Source organism: Moorena sp. SIOASIH (genome assembly GCF_010671925.1).
GTDB lineage: Bacteria > Cyanobacteriota > Cyanobacteriia > Cyanobacteriales > Coleofasciculaceae > Moorena.
In genome coordinates, this window is record NZ_JAAHIH010000013.1 from 37,356 (window position 1) to 54,322 (window position 16,967).

Here is a 16,967-nt window from a genome sequence, read left to right on the forward strand (position 1 = left end):
AGCACCTAAAGTAGCGTGGAACAGGCTTCTAGCCTGTGATATATCCCATTAGCTGACACAATTTTTTAGGTGCGCTTGACCCATTAAGAATTAAATTCGCGTGATTGTCGCACCTCTAGTTTCTGTGCTTCTAACTCTCTAGATATCAAAACCCTAAATTCGAGAGTTTTAGTATCGTTAATTCCAGGATTTTATGAAATTAAAATGATTTGCATCTTTACCGAAAAAATTGGGTTTAAAGCCCCGTCCTTATAGGACGGCTTGATTTTTTAGCTAAAACTTGACAGTTTTCACAGAGCGTGTTATAATCATATTATAAATAAAAAACTAAAAAGTTAGATAAATACTATCTAAAAATAACTAGGCAACGTAAAAAATATGTATCAGATGCATATTGCTTAATTTGGTCTAACGACTTAAACGTCTATGAAAAAAATTAGATTAAAAAAGTATCTATCTATATAAAAAAAAAGCGATGCAGAGGTGCGACCCGTGGCGAATTTAATTCGCCAACGGAAAGCGCACCTAAGCCTTCACGCGGGGGTTTCCCCCACTCGCGCTTTGCATGGCTGACAAGGTACGGTGGGGCACACCGAAACCTGGGTGATAGACCCTCTACGCTTGGGGAGAGGAGACCTCTATTTTTCCTGGCTCCGGCCTGGTTGAACAAGTCATCTCGTTGAATCAAGAATCCCCGTCCATAAGCGGGCGGGGAGTGTCAACAGCTGATACCTTTGCAGAAGGACCCCAGTCTGGTGCAGACAATGGCAACGGTGAACCGATTTCTGCCAATGGTCGCACCGGTCCGTTTGATGGACAACCTGTTCAAGGCTTTAGTGGTGTTCAGTTTGCTCCTAGTGGGGGTGGCTCTTTTTGGTTCCTATCAGATAACGGTTTTGGAGCCCAACAGAATAGTGCTGATTACCTACTCAGACTCTATCAAGTTAACCCTGATTTCAAGGGTGCAGAGGATGGAGATGGTAGTGTTGAGATTGAAGGCTTTGTTCAACTGTCTGACCCTGATGGCAAGATTCCTTTCAAGATTGTTAACGAAGACAGTAGCGGACGCTTTCTGACACCGCTGACTTTGCTGAAGAAAACTTTGGTGGTCCTGGCAACCTGCGGGTGGATTATGTGTTGCCTTCTCAAAATCTCACTATCACTGAAGCAACGGTTTTCTGGCCGAAAAGTGATGAGGCTTCCTTTGAGCTAGTGGGTGATTTCCCCTTTCCCAGTTCTGATCACCGTTTAGTATATGTTGATGTTGAGGTAGAGCCGACAGTGGTAGATAGTAACTCCAAGGTTGTCACTGGTATTAACTTCCTCGGAGAGGTTAGCTTTAATACTGGATTGCAGTTTGAGAATACAGAAGTTGGCGGTATCTCTGGTTTAGCCTACGATCCAGCTAATGGTGTCTACTATGGTTTGTCTGATGACCACAGCCAAAATACTCCCGCTCGTTTCTATACTATTGATATTGATTTAAGTGATGGTAGTCTAGACGACAGTGATGTAGGGTTTACAGGTGTCACTACTCTACGGAATGCTAGCGGTGAGACTTTCCCAGAACGGAGTATTGATCCAGAAGGGATTGCCTTGACTAGTGCTGGAACCTTGTTTATTTCCTCTGAAGGGGATGCTAGGAATCTTCTTAATCCCTTCGTCAATGAATTCTCTCTAGCAGGACAACAGTTCAATCAGCTGACGGTGCCGGATAAGTTCCTGCCTACCTCAGATGGAACAACGGGCATTCGTAACAATCTTGCCTTTGAAAGTCTGACCATTACCCCAGATGAGCGCTTCCTTTATACCGCAGTAGAGAATGCTCTGATTCAGGATGGCCAGGCTTCGACACTGGAAGACCAAAGCCCTGTTCGGATTCTACAGTACGATTTACAAACTGGGGCACCTGCTCAAGAATTCCTCTACATCACTGACAAAATTCCCAATCAGCCTGACCCTCCTGATAGTTTTGCTGACAATGGTTTAGTAGAATTACTAGCGCTAGATAATAGTGGGACATTACTAGCCCTAGAACGTTCTTTTGCCGTTGGTGTCGGTAATAATCTCAGGCTGTATGAAGTCCGCCTTCAAGGGGCTACAGATATCAGTGATGTTGATAACCTCTTGAGTGACCCCACTGACCCAGATAGTAACCTTTTGGAGGTTGAGCAAGTTGCTGAGAAACGGTTACTATTGGATTTCGATGACTTAGGCATTCGTCTGGACAATAGTGAAGCGATCGCATTTGGTCCAACCTTACCTGATGGCAGACAATCCCTAATTGTTGCTAGTGATAACAATTTCAATGACAGCCAGATTACCCAATTCCTAGCATTTGGGTTAGACCTTGATACTATTCAATCCCCGACAGCAATAGTAGAAACCACCTCCGAGATTAACGGTACTCAAGGGGCTGACCAGTTGATTGGAACTGTTGATGCTGATCTGATCAATGGCTTTGGTGGAAATGATACCATTGCTGGGGCATTGGGTAATGATATCCTATTTGGTGGCAATGGTGATGATATTCTACGGGGAGATAGCAATAGCAAGGCCCCAGGTGGTAAGGCTGGTGGCGATGATATTATCTACGGTGGTTCAGGAAGCGATCGCATTGGCGGGAAATCCGGCAATGACTCCCTCTATGGTGGCTTCGGAGATGATCAACTCTGGGGTGATGCTGGGGATGACCTATTAAGTGGTGGTCTCGGTAATGATACTCTGACTGGAGATAACTTCTCTAATGGTAGTGGCAGTGATACCTTTGTGCTAGAGATTGGGGAAGGTACTGACACGATTACAGACTTCGAGCTGGGCACTGACTTCATCGGTTTAGCCAATGGTTTGAGCTTTGGTGGTGTGTCTATCGACTCCGATAGTAATAATTCTCTAATTAATGTTGGGGATGAAACCCTAGCAGTAGTGCTGGGAGTAGCAACCCTTGCTGAAAGCGATTTCGTTATTTTATAGCAATTCTAAAATTAGGGAGTAGGGGAATAGGGAGTCGGGAGTCGGTAGTGGGGGTAAGAAAATTAAATGTACCTCGTAAGTATGGGAAAAACTATAAAAATGTGTTCCATTTCCGCATCTTCCCATACTTCCCACACTTCCCACTGTTCCCTGTTCCTTAAAATCAAAAAATTGTGTAATTAAACTATTTTATAAATGCTATAAAAATGATTAACTGTTAAAGTTAATTTTTTGCTGATTTGATATTTATTGATTTTTATTTTAATAACATAACTATAAATTGTATTGAATCAATAATGTAGCAATACGTGTCGTAATTTTGATAATTTTTGAGGTCATATTGCCTACTCCCTACTCCCTGCTCCCTGTTCCCTTTGCTATGAGTTTATACTCCTAAATTTTAGAGCTTTTAATTCAAAGGGTAAGATCTCAGGATTAGGAAGCGGAAAAGTGAGTGTGAAGAGCTTTGGCCAAGAGGGTAAGACCCTACACCCACCCGAATTTGGATCCAAACCCAAACCTGTAGCTACTCGTGTAAATTTTAAGTAAAGCTGATGTAACAAAAAGAGCAAATTATGTAAGATTATGTAAAGTTTACTATAGTATGATCTTTTATAGTATAGTTTTATTGAAAACCAAAAAGCTATTGAGTCAAGTAACCTATGGCTCAATTAGTCTGACGGATAGCATCTACTGGTAAGTTAAAGCTACCCAGATTCCTTTGGTCATCTCTGAAGACGGTGCTTAGCCAGCGGGCATATATAGCCCAGCTGCTTATATCAAAGACAAATGATTTGTAAGCATTCAGCTATCAGCTATCAGTTATCAGCTGATGGGGGGCTATGGGCACGCTACTTGATGTGCTGATGGGCTATGGGCACGCTACACCAAACAGCTTTTGAATAAGCTATGCAGCGCGGTCTTGGGAAGGCAGTGCGGTCTTGGGGAGGCAGCGCGGTCTTGGGGGTTTCCCCCATGAGCGACTGCCGTTCCCCCAGCAACTGCCGTGGTTTCCCCCATGAGCGACTGCATCAAGACAACAGGTAAGCATTAGTTTAATAGTAACGAAAGTCACAGGTTAGAAGCCTGTGCCACAAAGCTGACGGCACCTCAAATAGCGTGAGCTTTTAGCTCACGGCTGACGGCTGAATGCTTACAATGATTTGGATTTAGTTTGCTAATCGAAGAGTATCAAATCCAAGACAGTAAAATTCAATAAAACCTTAAGTCGGTGTTGCTGAACTAGTGATTGCAATGAAATCAGGGAAAGGGTAAAATCTACTTGATAATGAATCGAAGATCAGCTTAGGTAGACTCCGTTGAACTCCAGACCAAGGTTATGGGTAACTAGATAAATAAAGTCCGTATTGATGTGGCTGGATTATCAAGTTAAATCCTCATACCCGAAGGGAGTCAAGGTGATAGCTATCATCATGGTAGCATCATGCTAGTCATAAGCCTAGTATGAGTGGGTAATTCCATTGGCTGTTCTTTTTGAATTAGTTCAGACTCAATGGGATGTTCCGTTCGCGAATGCAGATCAGATTGAGCAAATAGCTTATTCAATAACGTTCAATAAAGCACAGATAGCTTGCTATTATATTGCTGTTATATTGCTGTTATATTGCTGTTATATTGCTGTTATATTGCTGCTATCAGTGTTTGCGTTATTCAGCCATCGCCACACTATCTCCAGGTTAAAGGTTAATTATTAACACTAGCTGTAGAGTCCAGACGCAACCCCTAACTAAGTAGGTAGGAAATTAACGTAATAGGCTGAGGTTTAACTGTTGATTCTCAACAATTAACCTGAAGGACAGTCAACACTATAAAACCTTAGCGCTAACGCTACTAACCTACCTATTTAATGGAGCAAAAAAACCCTAATAATTAAGTCCTAATAAATTAGTTTAATTCTTGATAATCAAGAAAATATTAGGCATTTTAATATTCGCGAAGCGGTTCCTTTGGAACAGGGTAATGAGTACATAATTATTGCTATAAAACTTTAAATAAGTTGATAGCTAATAGCTGATATGGGTACTCGCCATCTACTATCTAGGAGAAATTTGTGGCAGATATATTAGAGAAAATTGGCAGCTTTTCTAGTGAGATGGGGGCTGAAATTACCGCCTACGACCCCATATCTCAAGAGTTATTTGTAGTATCTGGTGGAACTGAGGTGCAAGTGCTAGACCTCAGTGATCCCACCAATCCAACTGAGGTAATACCACCCATTGATATTGCTTCTTTGGTACCTGACATTCACGGAGCAAATAGCGTAGCCTATAGCAATGGTTTACTGGCGCTAGCGTTAGAAGCTAGCACCTCTACTGATCCAGGTAAGGTAGCAATTATAGATATTGCTGCTTATAAGAACAATCCGGCTGACCCCAATGCCCTGAAGGTAGTGCAAGCGGGGCCCCTACCCGATATGCTCACCTTTACCCCTGATGGCACCAAAATACTGGTTGCTAATGAAGGAGTAGCGGATGATGGCATTGATCCTGAAGGATCGATCAGTATTATTGATGTGTCGAGTGGGATAGCAACTCTAACCCAAGACAATGTCGCCACAGCAGACTTCAGCGCCTTCAATGGTCGTGAAGCGGAATTCCGGGCAAAAGGTGTACGTATTTTCCCAGACAAGACTGTTGCTCAGGATGTGGAACCAGAGTTCATTGCTGTCTCAAGCGATGGTACTACAGCTTTTGTCAACCTCCAGGAAAACAATGCCTTTGGGGTGGTAGACCTGGAGTCCGCTACAGTAGTGGATATCCTGCCTTTGGGTGTGAAAGACCACAGCCAAGGTCAGCCCACCCTAGAGCTATTTGAGTTCAATGACTTGCCTGTACTTGGCACTACCGAAGGGGGTCAAGAGATTAAACTGGGCGGACTGTCTGGCTTATTCTACGAAGGGACGGATGCAGCAACTGGCAACTTGAAGTTTGTCACGGTTCCTGACCGGGGACCCAATGGCAAACCCACTGATGTGGATGGAGATGGGAGTAAGGAACGACCCTTTGCCTTACCGGATTACCAAGCTCGGGTGATCCGCTTTGAGTTAAATCCCAGCTCTGGCGAGATCACCATTACCGAAACCATTTTCTTGACCCGTCAAGATAGCACCACACCAATCACAGGACTACCCAATATTGCCGGGGTGGATGAAGAACCAGTAGACTTATCTGGCAATTTGCTGCCCTTAGATGAGTTTGGTGCTGACCTGGAAGGGGTAGTAATCGCTGCTGATGGCACCTTCTGGATGGTGGATGAGTACCGTCCAGCTATCTACCACTTTGATGCCCATGGTGTTCTGATTGACCGCTTTGTTCCCCAAGGAACAGCTGCCTTGGCTGGTGCAGCAGCGGGAACCTTTGGCTCTGAGTCCTTACCTGAAGAGTACGCCAATCGCCGCCGTAACCGTGGCTTTGAGGCCGTAGCTCTGGATCCAGACGATAATATCCTCTACGCCTTTATTCAAACTCCTTTACAGAATCCAGACCGTGCTACGTCCAATAGCTCGGATGTGATTCGCATTCTCGGAATTGATACTACCACAGGTAATGCCGTTGCCGAGTATGTTTACTTGCTCGAAGACCCTGCTTTCCGTAGTGGGGGACGAGTAGATAAGATTGGTGATGCGGTATACGCTGAGGATGGAAAATTATTTGTCATTGAGCGAGATTCAGCAGTTGGTGATACAGCAAAGAAGTTCATCTTCCAAATAGACCTGACAGCAGCCACTAATTTGCTTGCTCCCGATGCCCCCACACTACCCACTGACTCTACTTTGGAGCAGCTGAGTGCAGATGACCTAGATGCTCTTGGGATTCAGGCGGTCAATAAGATTAAGGTGACAAACCTGCCTTCGATTGGGTATCTCGCTGGTGATAAACCAGAAGGTCTAGCGCTACTGGATGATGGCAAACTGGCTGTACTCAATGACAATGACTTTGGAGTACTCGATCAGCAGATTCCGGTGGATGGCTCGGTTCCTCTGAATCCCAATCTAACTCCTGTGCTCTTAGGTCTGATCGACCTGGGTGAGAACAATGCCCTGGATGCCAGTAATGAGGATAATGGCATCAACATCCAAAATTGGCCCGTTTTCGGTCTATACCAACCGGATGGGATCGCATCCTTTGAGGCAAACGGTCAAACCTACTACGTCACTGCCAATGAAGGGGATATCAGGGATGAAGAGGAACGGATTGCAAACTTGACCCTCGACCCAGAGGCCTTTCCCGATGCTGAAACCCTACAACCAGAGTCTCAACTGGGTCGTTTGAGAATATCTACCATTGATGGGGATTTGGATAATGATGGTGATTTTGACCAGCTATTCTCCTACGGTGGGCGCTCCTTCTCAATTTGGGATGAGTTTGGCAACCTAGTGTTTGATAGTGGTGATGACTTTGAACGAATTACAGCTCAGCAAGTTCCTGAACTATTTAATTCTAGCGGCACTCCTGATACTTTTGACGACCGCAGTGACAATCAAGGACCAGAACCGGAAGGAATTGTCACCGGGGTCATTAATGATCGCACTTACACGTTTATCGGCCTCGAACGAATAGGTGGCGTGATTGTCTACGATGTCACTAATCCCACGGCTCCTGAATTTGTCCAATATCTGCCCAATGATAATGGTGGCAATCCAGATGATCCAGTAGACCGTGAGCCTGAGGGGCTAACATTTATTCCTGTAGAAGACAGCCCCAATGGTGAACCCCTGCTGATAGTGGCTCAAGAAGCCAGTCAAACCATTACTGTATTTTCAGTTAACCCCGGTCCGGGAACCCCATTAGATGATGAACTAGTTGGTACCGAAGCTGATGAGACAATCATTGCCGGAGCTGGCAATGATCTAGTTGCTGGTGGTAATGGTAATGATACTATCTTTGGGGGTAATGGAGATGATGTGTTACGAGGTGACTTCAACAGCCGTTCCTCTAGCAGTACCCTTGGAGGGGATGATGTGATTTACGGGGGTGCTGGAAGCGATCGCATTGGTGGAAAAGCCGGTAATGATTCCCTGTTTGGTCAGAACGGTGATGACCAAATCTGGGGTGATGCTGGGGATGACCTACTGCGGGGTGGTCTTGGCAATGATACCCTATTTGGTGATAATGGCTCTGGTGGTTATGGTAGTGATACCTTCATCTTGGCCGCTGGTGAAGGAACTGATAAGATTGGGGATTTCCAAGTCGGTGAAGACTTCATTGGTTTAGCAGACGGGTTAACCTTTGGTCAGTTATCTGTTACTCAGGAAGGCAACAAGGCTGTGATTAGCTCCGGTGATGAAACCTTGGCAATCCTGAATCAGGTGCAGGCTGAAACCCTGATCGATAATGCTGCTACGACTTTTGTATTGGTTGGTTAAGGTAGAGCAGTTTAATGTTGAAGGTTTAATGTTGAAGGTTTAATGTTGAAGGTTTAAGGTTGACGGTTTAAGGTTGACGGTTTAAGGTTGACGGTTGTTTGCCCTTGGCTTTTGGTGTAGGGTAGGTTGTCTGTCAGAATGCAGAATGTAGAATGTAGAATGTAGAATTGATAATTTGGAATTCTACATTCTACATTCTTAATTCAAAAATGTTGTTCGCCCTTGGGGTTTGGTGTAGGGTAGGTTGTTTGTCAGAATGCAGAATGGTGAAGGCAGAATGGTGAATTCTAAATTCTAAATTCTAAAATGTTAAAGGTTTAAAGTTTAAAGTTTAACGTTGACGGTTGACAGGTTACTGTTAACCGTCAATTTTCCTTGAAAGGCTTAGTAATGTAGTGATTCTAGCGGTTGACTACCCATGATTGATTTCACAGTTGCTATCTGTACCTATAACGGCGAAACTCGTCTACCTCAGGTTTTAAAACGATTACTGTATCAAATTAAAACCGACCATTTTGCTTGGGAAATTCTGATTATTGACAATAACAGCACTGATAATACCAGCAAAATTGTTGAGGAGTATCAATCCCATCCAGGAGCTTATCCTATTCGATATTACTTTGAACCAAAACAGGGGATAGCATTTGCTCGACGCCGTGCTATCCAGGAGTCTAAAGGTGACTATGTCGGGTTTTTAGATGATGATAATCTCCCTACGCCTGATTGGGTTAGTGCTGCTTATAATTTTGGTAATTACCATCCCCAAGCTGGTGCTTATGGTAGTCAAATTTATGGAGAGTATGAAGTTAAACCACCGGAAAATTTTCAGCGAATTGCTTGTTTTCTCGCTATCATAGAACGAGGTCAAGAGCCATTTTGTTATCAGCCTCGTCAAGGGTTATTTCCTGTCGGTGCCGGGTTAGTGATTCGTAAGCAAGCCTGGTTAAATAATGTGCCTGACCAGCCTTGGCTCAAGGGGGTGTGTGCGACATCCCTATCTGCTAAAGGAGAAGATATAGAAACCTTGTCCTATATTCAAAAAGCGGGTTGGGAAATTTGGCATAACCCTCAAATGTGTATTGAACATCAAATCCCAAAATGGCGTTTGGAAAAAGACTATTTATTGAAATTATTCCGAGGTGTTGGGTTAAGTCGGTATCCCACTCGCATGTTGCGCTTTCAACATTGGCAAAAGCCTATCATGATTCTAGTTTACCTAATCAATGATTTGGGCAAGACTATGCTTCACCTGATTAGATATCGCCAACACCTCAAGACAGATTTAGTAGCAGCTTGCGAACTGGAACTTTTTTTGAATAGCTTGTTTAGTCCATTTTATCATTGGATTTTTTGGAATCAGTAATTAATGAATCATAAGGCAAAATGCTGGCATGTATGAATAGGGAATAGGGAATAGGGAATAGGGAATAGGGAACAGAGTGTGGGGAGAGGGGGTAGTGTGGGGAGAGGGGGGAGAGCGAAGAAGTAGTTTTCGATAATTGGGTATAGTTACAAACATTTTTTTACTCCCGACTCCCGACTCCCTACTCCCGACTCCCTACTCCCTACTCCCTACTCCCTTTGCTATATAACTAACTAATTTAATTGGCCTCTAAAAATTCCTGTTTAAATTGGTAAAATTTAATTTTAGCATAAATATTTTTCAAGTGCTTCTTAACCGTGTTGAGAGTAATGAGCAATTCATCAGCAATCTCCTGATAGCTGTAATCAGCACGACGCAGTAACCAAACTTCGGCCTCACGAGGAGTCAAGTCATATTTATTCACCTCTGCGATCGCAAAACTCTCAGCATATTGATCGTGATTTTCTAGTGTTACTAAAATGCAGGGATTTTCAAAGGAGTCTAAGGTGAGCTTAACGGCTCGAATCCGAAAAGATGTTGAGGGATCAGTAATAATTTCAGACTCGATAATTATTGACTGATTTGGATATAACTCACAGCTGTCGAGCACAGCTTGGCAAACACGCCTGATTTCTTTGGGAACAACGTTAGATTTTGACCTATCCACTGCCAGTTGAGCACAAATAAAGCGACCATAGCAATTGCTATGAACTAACTCTCCCTGAGCGTTCAGAATCAAGACACCATCCATTAATCCTTCTACTACCCCTTGTAAGAGAACACCGTTAAACTGTCTTGCCTGAGTATTCATCCTCTAGACCTATGTGAACGTTACGAATCTGCAACAGAGCAGGTCCCTACTACAGGTACCTACTACAAGTCCCTACTACAGGTTCCTAATACAATCCATAGGTGTAGAGGCTTTGAGCTTATGCAGTAGCTTATGCAGTTCTGGTATCACTAGTTCATTTGAGGGCGTCAGTGTTGAGTTGTAAGCATATGCGCTACGCGCAGGCTACGCCAACAGCGGTCAGCGGTCAGCGGTCAGTGGTCAGCGGTCAGTGGTCAGCGGTCAGTGGTCAGCTGGGACAGGCTTTGGCCTTGGCCTTTGGCCACGCTACGCGAATGGCCACGCTGTGCGAACGACGCATCGGACCTAACCCATAAGCTGATAGCTGATAACTGATAGCTGATAGCTGATAGCTGATAGCTGATAGCTGATAGCTGATAACTGATAGCTGATAGCTGATAGCTGATAGCTGAATGCTTAGCTCAGCACTAGTGTCATTCATTTAAAATCTAGAAACTGAGTTAGAAAAGGTAGTATAAAAATACTCAGAAGGATAATGACAATCATGAATAACTTTAATGTTAAGCTATCTTCCTGTTCGAATTCATTCCCTGTCGAGTTAACGATGTTTTGAAAAATCGAATTATCTAAGGGCTTCTTCCACCATGGTCTTTTTTGTCTTTTTCGTGGATGTTTTTCTGTTTGAGTCATTGGCACTTGGGTATTAGTATTCGTAAGTTTTGATATTAGCTTAGTCATGGAATAGATCTTATTCAAAATCACTCCTACCTTAAAGAATATTTTTGGAGAGCGAAACTATAGTAAAACCAAACTAGTATTGACGGCAAAAACCACGGAATCAATACTAATGCGGAGATATAAACCTGCAATACAAATAATCCGTATATTCCTGTTATACTTCCCAATGTTAATACCTGTTCATGTCGCTGTAGTAAGGTTTTTTTGACCAGGATAATAGTAGTCCATTTTCCTAGGAATGCCCCTAGCAAAATAACCCAATGATCAGGAATCAAAACTACCCGATGCTGCCGGATTATATGGTGAACCATATAAGCAAATACTTCTCCTCTAGTTAATACTTCGAGGCACTGCTTTAGATCCTGTTCAACAGGTTGATAGTAATGGCACCAATAGCCAGCAACTGACGGAAAGTAAAAGTCATCTTCGGTGTCATTGTAGTCACCATGGGTGATGATAACAACTTGCTGCATCACATGCTGTTGGAGTTCTGGATTAGGCACAGGAAAATTGAGAAGTTCCTTAGCTGTAATAGATTTGTAGACTTGTCTAGGAGGAATAGAAAAGTCAATAATGGAAGCTAGTCCAAAAGGATGAGCAGATTGATTGAAAGGAATCAGCCCTTGATTGTGAGTCTTTCCTGGCTTTAGATAATCACTAACTTGGGACTGAAAATCTACTGTACTGTTTAATGTTGGCTGGGGTAAACTATCTGAAGATGACTGGTGATTGAGCAGATGAGCTACTGCTAGCTGATAGGCAAACGGACATGACTCGTCGATACAGGTGGGATCTAGAGGCTGTTCAATAGTCCAAGGCTCAAATTCTATGTATCCTTCTAAACTCCATTTGCGACTAGCGACTTTATCTTGTTTATCTGTTGCTAGCACAAACCAAGTATTCTGCTTTTCCACAGCAGATCGAATCGCTTGATCAAGGTTTTCGTATCTAGGTTGGTAGATATGCCGACTGTAGTAAATGCCGATTACTTGAGCATTCAAGGCGTATAGGTGTCTTACCAACTTGGCTAAGTATTCGGAATCAATCAACTTACCTTGTGTGCTTTCTATTGCTTCATCAGCTTGATCTAGAGATTCCTGATCGATGGCAACTAACAAAACAGGCGCTAAGGTATGCTTTGGTAATTGATTCGTCAAATTACGATAGACAGCTTGAACAAACGCTCGGATGTCGAACAATAATTCGACTTGAATAGCTGGGATGACGCTCAGCAGTAAAACTGTTCCCAATGCGATCGCTTCTGGTCTTGTTGGTAACCACTGCTGCAGCATTTTCTTCCAATCAAACCGCTCAATGCGATAGGGAATCAAACCGGGAGGATTAAATAAAGAGGGAAGCAGATAGGCAGAGGGATAGGCAAATTTCTCTACGGATTGGAGATGTTGACAGGCTTCGAGTAGTGCATCGTAAACATCTCTATGGTCAGCTAGGGGCTTACAGAACTGCTGGAGAAAACTCTGAGCCACATCATTGCGAATGGGTTCCCGCATCACTATTACCTGTAACCCAAGTTTAATCAGAGAGTTAGCAATGCTCAGACCACTGCAGGAGTTGAAAATGGCCAGCTGCAATCTATGTTCCCTAGCTTGAGTTAATTTTTCTTCGAGTTCACTAATCGACAGGGATATATTCGGAGCGATCGCAAGTCTTCCTCCTGTGGTTGTGGTTTCATCGCTATGTCCAGCAAAGAACAGCACATCCCAGCCTCGTTGATCACAGATGGCATTAGCAATTTTGGTTTTGATATCGATATGGTTTTCATGGGGTTGCCAGGTTACTCGCTCGACCTCAGCAATAGACTTAAGCGATCGCACAGCTTTCCAATCGTCCTGCAACGGTAGTCTGGGATCATCTCCGAAGATAGCTAGAATACGGGTTTTTCTACGGTGCGCGTTTCCTAGCGCTTTGAAAAAGCGCGGGGTCGCACCGCAAGCTGTCAGGGGCTTAGTACAAGCAATGGGATCCGGATTATCCATAGCGCTTCTGAAAATGCGAACCCTCCCCAGGGGTGTGCCTTCAGGAGCAAGTTCCCAAGTTTCCCATGGTAACCGTTCCATTTCTATAGAGTCACAAGCTACGAAAATATCAACACTTGGGTGAGTACCAATCCCCTTGCCGTCTTCCGATATCACTTGAGCAACACGAGTCAATTCGTCTCGAATCCGCTGTTGAATCTTACGAACGTTTCCTTCTCCTAACCAACGCTGGAAAGCATTGAGGAACTCTCTTTCTGCCTCCATCAAATCATAACATCGGTCACCTGAACCAGGATTAATTCTGCCACTATCTCCTATAGGTTTCACTGACGGGAATTCGTAAAACCTAGTGTAGCGCTGTCGCCATCGTTGATAACATCTTTGTATTTCCTTGCAATAGTTCAGGCTGGCAGATAGCTGCCTTCTCCTATCATCCCATAGCAGCAAAAAGAAACAAGAATTATCATCTGTTTTATACCAAATTTTTATTTCAAAAACCGTAGTCATTTCCCAAAATAATCCTCGGATATATTTACTATTTTTACCTGTCACATTTTATGAATGTACTACTCCCTTTTTAATAAATAACTTAAAATGCTGTTTAACTAGGCTGGAATGCATAAGGAGATAAGGTCTGTGCTGAGCTATCCGGTGGGATAATGGTCACAACAAATTTTTCATCTGAGCGTCCTTCCACACGGGCAAACAGAAATGGATCATCAAGCCCTGATACAGGCTCATGTATAATAGACCTTAGATTGCTAACTTGTAGCTTGAATCCATCAGGTAAAGGAGTACCCAGCTGGGTTCCTAAAATTACCAGCAATGACCATTTTGGTGGAGGAATTGGAGAGTCAATCGCCCAGGTTACCGCACATAGTCGTAAAGCAATTTCACCTAAATCAATGTCCTGATAGGATCGACCTGGTTCGGGAGGAATGTCCATTCCTTGATATCTAAGCTCGTTAATCACATTCTCGAATTTATCAATTGACCGAAATACCGATAAATTACCAGTAAGGGTTTGAGGGATAAACAATCCTAAACCTTGGGCAAATTCATCTAATTTCCCCTCCAACCATTGTTGTGTATTGATAGCCTTTTGAGTTAGGATAGTAAATACTTCTGTAATCCGAATCGAAAGGGACGTTGTTCTCTGTGGAGTTAGTTGCCATTGATATAATAAATCCAGTAATTCAGGACTTTGGAGTATAGTCAGCCCTTGCTCCCAAGTTAACGTTTGCCAAAGAGTTTGCTCAGGATATTGTAGGCGTTCTAATAATGTTTCTAATGTTTCCAAGTCAGGTTTGTTAACAGATAGCCTAGGGAGGTAATTAGGGGAAATTACTGGTAGCTTAATGACAGCGGAATCCAAGAAACGTAAATAAAATAGTAGGTGATTTGGCTCAGGGTCAAACAATGACAGAGGTAAACTATAGTTCCAATCAACTTCAGGATGTAAATTACAAAGTTGTCGATAATTAACCAGTTCGTCGTAACGGATAAAGCCTCGAATAATAGCAGTTTCTAGCTCTTCTTGCACTTCAATCACAACATAGAAATGAGCAGCAAATTCTGGTAAATCAATGGCGGCTATCGGTACAGTTACCACTTCATCAATTAAACTCTCACTGGTAATTAAACAAAGCTTAAATTCGCCTACTATAAGATTACATACCGCTTCAATCACATTAGCGTATTTAGGTTGTTGTAAAGAACAACAATTCTGAGATATCAGGATATTAGCTAACTTTTCCTCTAACCATTGTGTAAAACTAAGTAATGCTAGTCCATTCAGATAGGTTTGCCATTGGCGTGCTTCTGAGATGACTTGATTACTCATTTGTACTGCTTGCTCAAACTGTTCGGACTCCAACCAAATACATTCTGGTTGCACAAGCCTGAGGTCGGTGGAATTAACAGAATAACTAGTCATGATTTTCCTGCTTCGCTTTCTCAAGGTAGCGGCATAGTCGCTGGGTATATAGGCTATTAGTAGAACACTTTTTCCCTGTCATGATTTCTGCAGCTGCTTCTTGGAAGACTTCAGCATCCACGAAAGCTTCTAGGTGTTCCATCAGGTTTCTGAAATAGTCTGGATCCCTAGACATATTTGCTAGATTAAACTGATGTGCTGCATGGGAGATAATGTGGAAAAGTTTGTCTATTGTCCAAAACCGCACCCGATTGAGCAGATCCTTTGGATTTAGCACCCGGCTCACTTGGGACTGATTGGTCATTCCTAAAATAGAGGCAATCTCGGCTTGAGATTTACCATGACAGTAGATCAGTTCAAGACCTGGTATAACCTTTGATGCAAAACGGGCATAACTTCGACTGCGCTCTAGCTTGGTAATGCGGTCAGTTAGCCCTTGCTCTATCCCCAAATCCAAACAAGCTATGAGTTGCTGACCACAGAATTGCTGTAATTCTTGTCGTGCGATCGCATCTAAAGTGTTGGTAAAATTTCGGTCTGGTAACTCTCGGTTCCGTCCAGTATCCGGATCCGACACCTCTAGGGGTTCCGATGGCGGAAATCCGCTGCGAATCCATATGTCATATTGCCGTAGCAGTCTGGCTAGATGTTTGAGTTCATCCCTCAGCTGTACTAGAGAGTTGACAATTACCGATTTTTCCTGCAAGAGGTGGCTCATTTCTTCAAGTTGAGCCTGGGTGGGATCGGGACAACGTCTAGCTTTTTTTCCTGGCTGTTGGCGTCTGTCCCGACGGTAGACCCCATGAAAGGCTTCTAGAATATTGCGATCGCGTGGCAATAGTTTTTCAAATTGTGTCGGTCTAGCTCGATTCAGCAGCGCCCAGTCACTGAGCAAACAAAGTCCCCGCTCCGATAAGAAGTCTTTGAGTTTGGGATTTTGTTTGGTTTGATAGTAGACCCAATCATCTAACCTAGACTTGGATGGGGAATTCAGATTATATTTTCGTAATACTTCAACGGTAAAAAATTGGTAATCGGTTTTTTTGGTTTCCCTATCGCCATTCAGGATAAGTTGAGTTATACCATCCTGATCTAAGATGATTAGCACTTTTCCATCATCATCAAGCACAAATGGCAGCAAATCCCGATAGGTGAAGTGATGGCTAGCGCTATATAAACTAGCGAGTTTCTTGCAAGCTTTCAGGATTGGGTAAGAGACATAGCAACGAAGACAAAGTCCTGCTCTAGCACGACTTATGGGTGACCCAGACGCCTCAGGGTGAAACCAGGCGTATAGGGAGGTTTGAATGTCCCGATGCTGCTCCACCGACAAATGCGTTCGCGAAGCGGTTCGATGTTCCGTTCGCGTTTCTGGAGCATCTAATTCTAGACACTTCTGTTGAAAAAACTCCCATGCCAGCGGTAGTAACAGTTTTTTGTAACCACACCCAACACTAGCAGGATCAAGTCTTAAAATTTCCCAATATCTCGATAGAGGCACCATCCTTACACTTTTGCTTAGCTGTGCCATATTGTCTCATACAGATTTTTAGGTTCGCAGTACCCAAACGGGTAATTTTTTCCAAAAGATGATATGGTAAAATGAAGCTTTTTTTGGCCACAAGATAAAGACAAAGTGTAAGCATTCAGCCGTCAGCTATCAGCCGTCAGTCATTGGCCTTGGGCTGATAGCTGATAGCTGATACCTGACGCCAAAGTTGAGATCAAGTTCCGTTAATCACTTATCAAATAGTCCCTGGATT

Annotated in this window: 11 protein-coding genes; 5 read left to right on the top strand and 6 right to left on the bottom strand. The window is 43.3% G+C overall.

The genetic code is table 11. From position 1 onward, the window contains the following. Window positions 1–715 precede the first annotated feature (715 nt). Window positions 716–1,213: an esterase-like activity of phytase family protein gene (locus F6J90_RS42990; RefSeq protein ID WP_293108961.1), complete on the top strand. Its 498-nt coding sequence runs from the start codon at window positions 716–718 to the stop codon at window positions 1,211–1,213. Continuing rightward, window positions 1,135–2,973 carry an esterase-like activity of phytase family protein gene (locus F6J90_RS42995; RefSeq protein WP_293108964.1) on the top strand — a complete coding sequence of 613 codons (1,839 nt, stop codon included), beginning with the start codon at window positions 1,135–1,137 and terminating at the stop codon, window positions 2,971–2,973. The genes F6J90_RS42990 and F6J90_RS42995 overlap by 79 nt, the downstream gene beginning before the upstream one ends. On the opposite strand, the gene F6J90_RS43000 is transcribed toward F6J90_RS42995, so the two are convergent. Both F6J90_RS43000 and F6J90_RS43005 read right to left on the bottom strand, forming a co-directional pair. Beyond that, window positions 2,968–3,099 (bottom strand): hypothetical protein, encoded by a 132-nt coding sequence (locus F6J90_RS43000; protein WP_293108966.1) that lies wholly within the window; start codon window positions 3,097–3,099, stop codon window positions 2,968–2,970. The genes F6J90_RS42995 and F6J90_RS43000 overlap by 6 nt on opposite strands. A 756-nt stretch (window positions 3,100–3,855) precedes the next feature. Next, a complete protein-coding gene (locus F6J90_RS43005) occupies window positions 3,856–3,993 on the bottom strand; it encodes a hypothetical protein (protein ID WP_293108968.1) in 138 nt (45 codons plus the stop codon). A 1,051-nt stretch (window positions 3,994–5,044) separates the two neighbouring features. On the opposite strand from F6J90_RS43005, the gene F6J90_RS43010 reads away from it, so the two are divergent. Together F6J90_RS43010 and hpsE are read left to right on the top strand one after the other, a co-directional pair. Beyond that, window positions 5,045–8,359, top strand: a complete 3,315-nt coding sequence (locus F6J90_RS43010; protein WP_293108971.1) for a choice-of-anchor I family protein — start codon at window positions 5,045–5,047, stop codon at window positions 8,357–8,359. A gap of 418 nt (window positions 8,360–8,777) precedes the next feature. Continuing rightward, a complete protein-coding gene (gene hpsE, locus F6J90_RS43015) occupies window positions 8,778–9,722 on the top strand; it encodes a hormogonium polysaccharide biosynthesis glycosyltransferase HpsE (RefSeq protein ID WP_293108974.1) in 945 nt (314 codons plus the stop codon). 238 nt (window positions 9,723–9,960) lie between these two features. Here the strand turns inward: hpsE and F6J90_RS43020 are convergent, their stop codons facing one another. Then, window positions 9,961–10,533: a helix-turn-helix transcriptional regulator gene (locus tag F6J90_RS43020; protein WP_293026461.1), complete on the bottom strand. Its 573-nt coding sequence runs from the start codon at window positions 10,531–10,533 to the stop codon at window positions 9,961–9,963. Between the two features lie 188 nt (window positions 10,534–10,721). On the opposite strand from F6J90_RS43020, the gene F6J90_RS43025 reads away from it, so the two are divergent. Next, window positions 10,722–10,889 carry a hypothetical protein gene (locus F6J90_RS43025; protein ID WP_293108978.1) on the top strand — a complete coding sequence of 56 codons (168 nt, stop codon included), beginning with the start codon at window positions 10,722–10,724 and terminating at the stop codon, window positions 10,887–10,889. A gap of 408 nt (window positions 10,890–11,297) precedes the next feature. On the opposite strand, the gene F6J90_RS43030 is transcribed toward F6J90_RS43025, so the two are convergent. The 3 genes from F6J90_RS43030 to F6J90_RS43040 form a co-directional block, all read right to left on the bottom strand. Continuing rightward, complete coding sequence (locus F6J90_RS43030; RefSeq protein ID WP_293108981.1) at window positions 11,298–13,595, bottom strand: CHAT domain-containing protein; 2,298 nt, start codon at window positions 13,593–13,595, stop codon at window positions 11,298–11,300. Window positions 13,596–13,869: 274 nt separating this feature from the next. Continuing rightward, a complete protein-coding gene (locus F6J90_RS43035) occupies window positions 13,870–15,204 on the bottom strand; it encodes a DUF1822 family protein (protein WP_293108984.1) in 1,335 nt (444 codons plus the stop codon). Next, a complete protein-coding gene (locus F6J90_RS43040; protein WP_293108987.1) occupies window positions 15,197–16,735 on the bottom strand; it encodes a hypothetical protein in 1,539 nt (512 codons plus the stop codon). Before F6J90_RS43040 ends, F6J90_RS43035 begins: the two co-directional genes overlap by 8 nt. Window positions 16,736–16,967 lie beyond the last annotated feature (232 nt).

What these genes read in the sequence shown, in the direction of transcription:
- F6J90_RS43035 (WP_293108984.1), bottom strand. Translation starts at nt 15,204, where the DNA reads ATGACTAGTTATTCTGTTAATTCCACCGACCTCAGGCTTGTGCAACCA.
- hpsE (WP_293108974.1), top strand. Translation starts at nt 8,778, where the DNA reads ATGATTGATTTCACAGTTGCTATCTGTACCTATAACGGCGAAACTCGT.
- F6J90_RS43025 (WP_293108978.1), top strand. Translation starts at nt 10,722, where the DNA reads ATGCGCTACGCGCAGGCTACGCCAACAGCGGTCAGCGGTCAGCGGTCA.
- F6J90_RS43005 (WP_293108968.1), bottom strand. Translation starts at nt 3,993, where the DNA reads ATGGGGGAAACCACGGCAGTTGCTGGGGGAACGGCAGTCGCTCATGGG.
- F6J90_RS43020 (WP_293026461.1), bottom strand. Translation starts at nt 10,533, where the DNA reads ATGAATACTCAGGCAAGACAGTTTAACGGTGTTCTCTTACAAGGGGTA.
- F6J90_RS43000 (WP_293108966.1), bottom strand. Translation starts at nt 3,099, where the DNA reads ATGGGAAGATGCGGAAATGGAACACATTTTTATAGTTTTTCCCATACT.
- F6J90_RS43040 (WP_293108987.1), bottom strand. Translation starts at nt 16,735, where the DNA reads ATGGCACAGCTAAGCAAAAGTGTAAGGATGGTGCCTCTATCGAGATAT.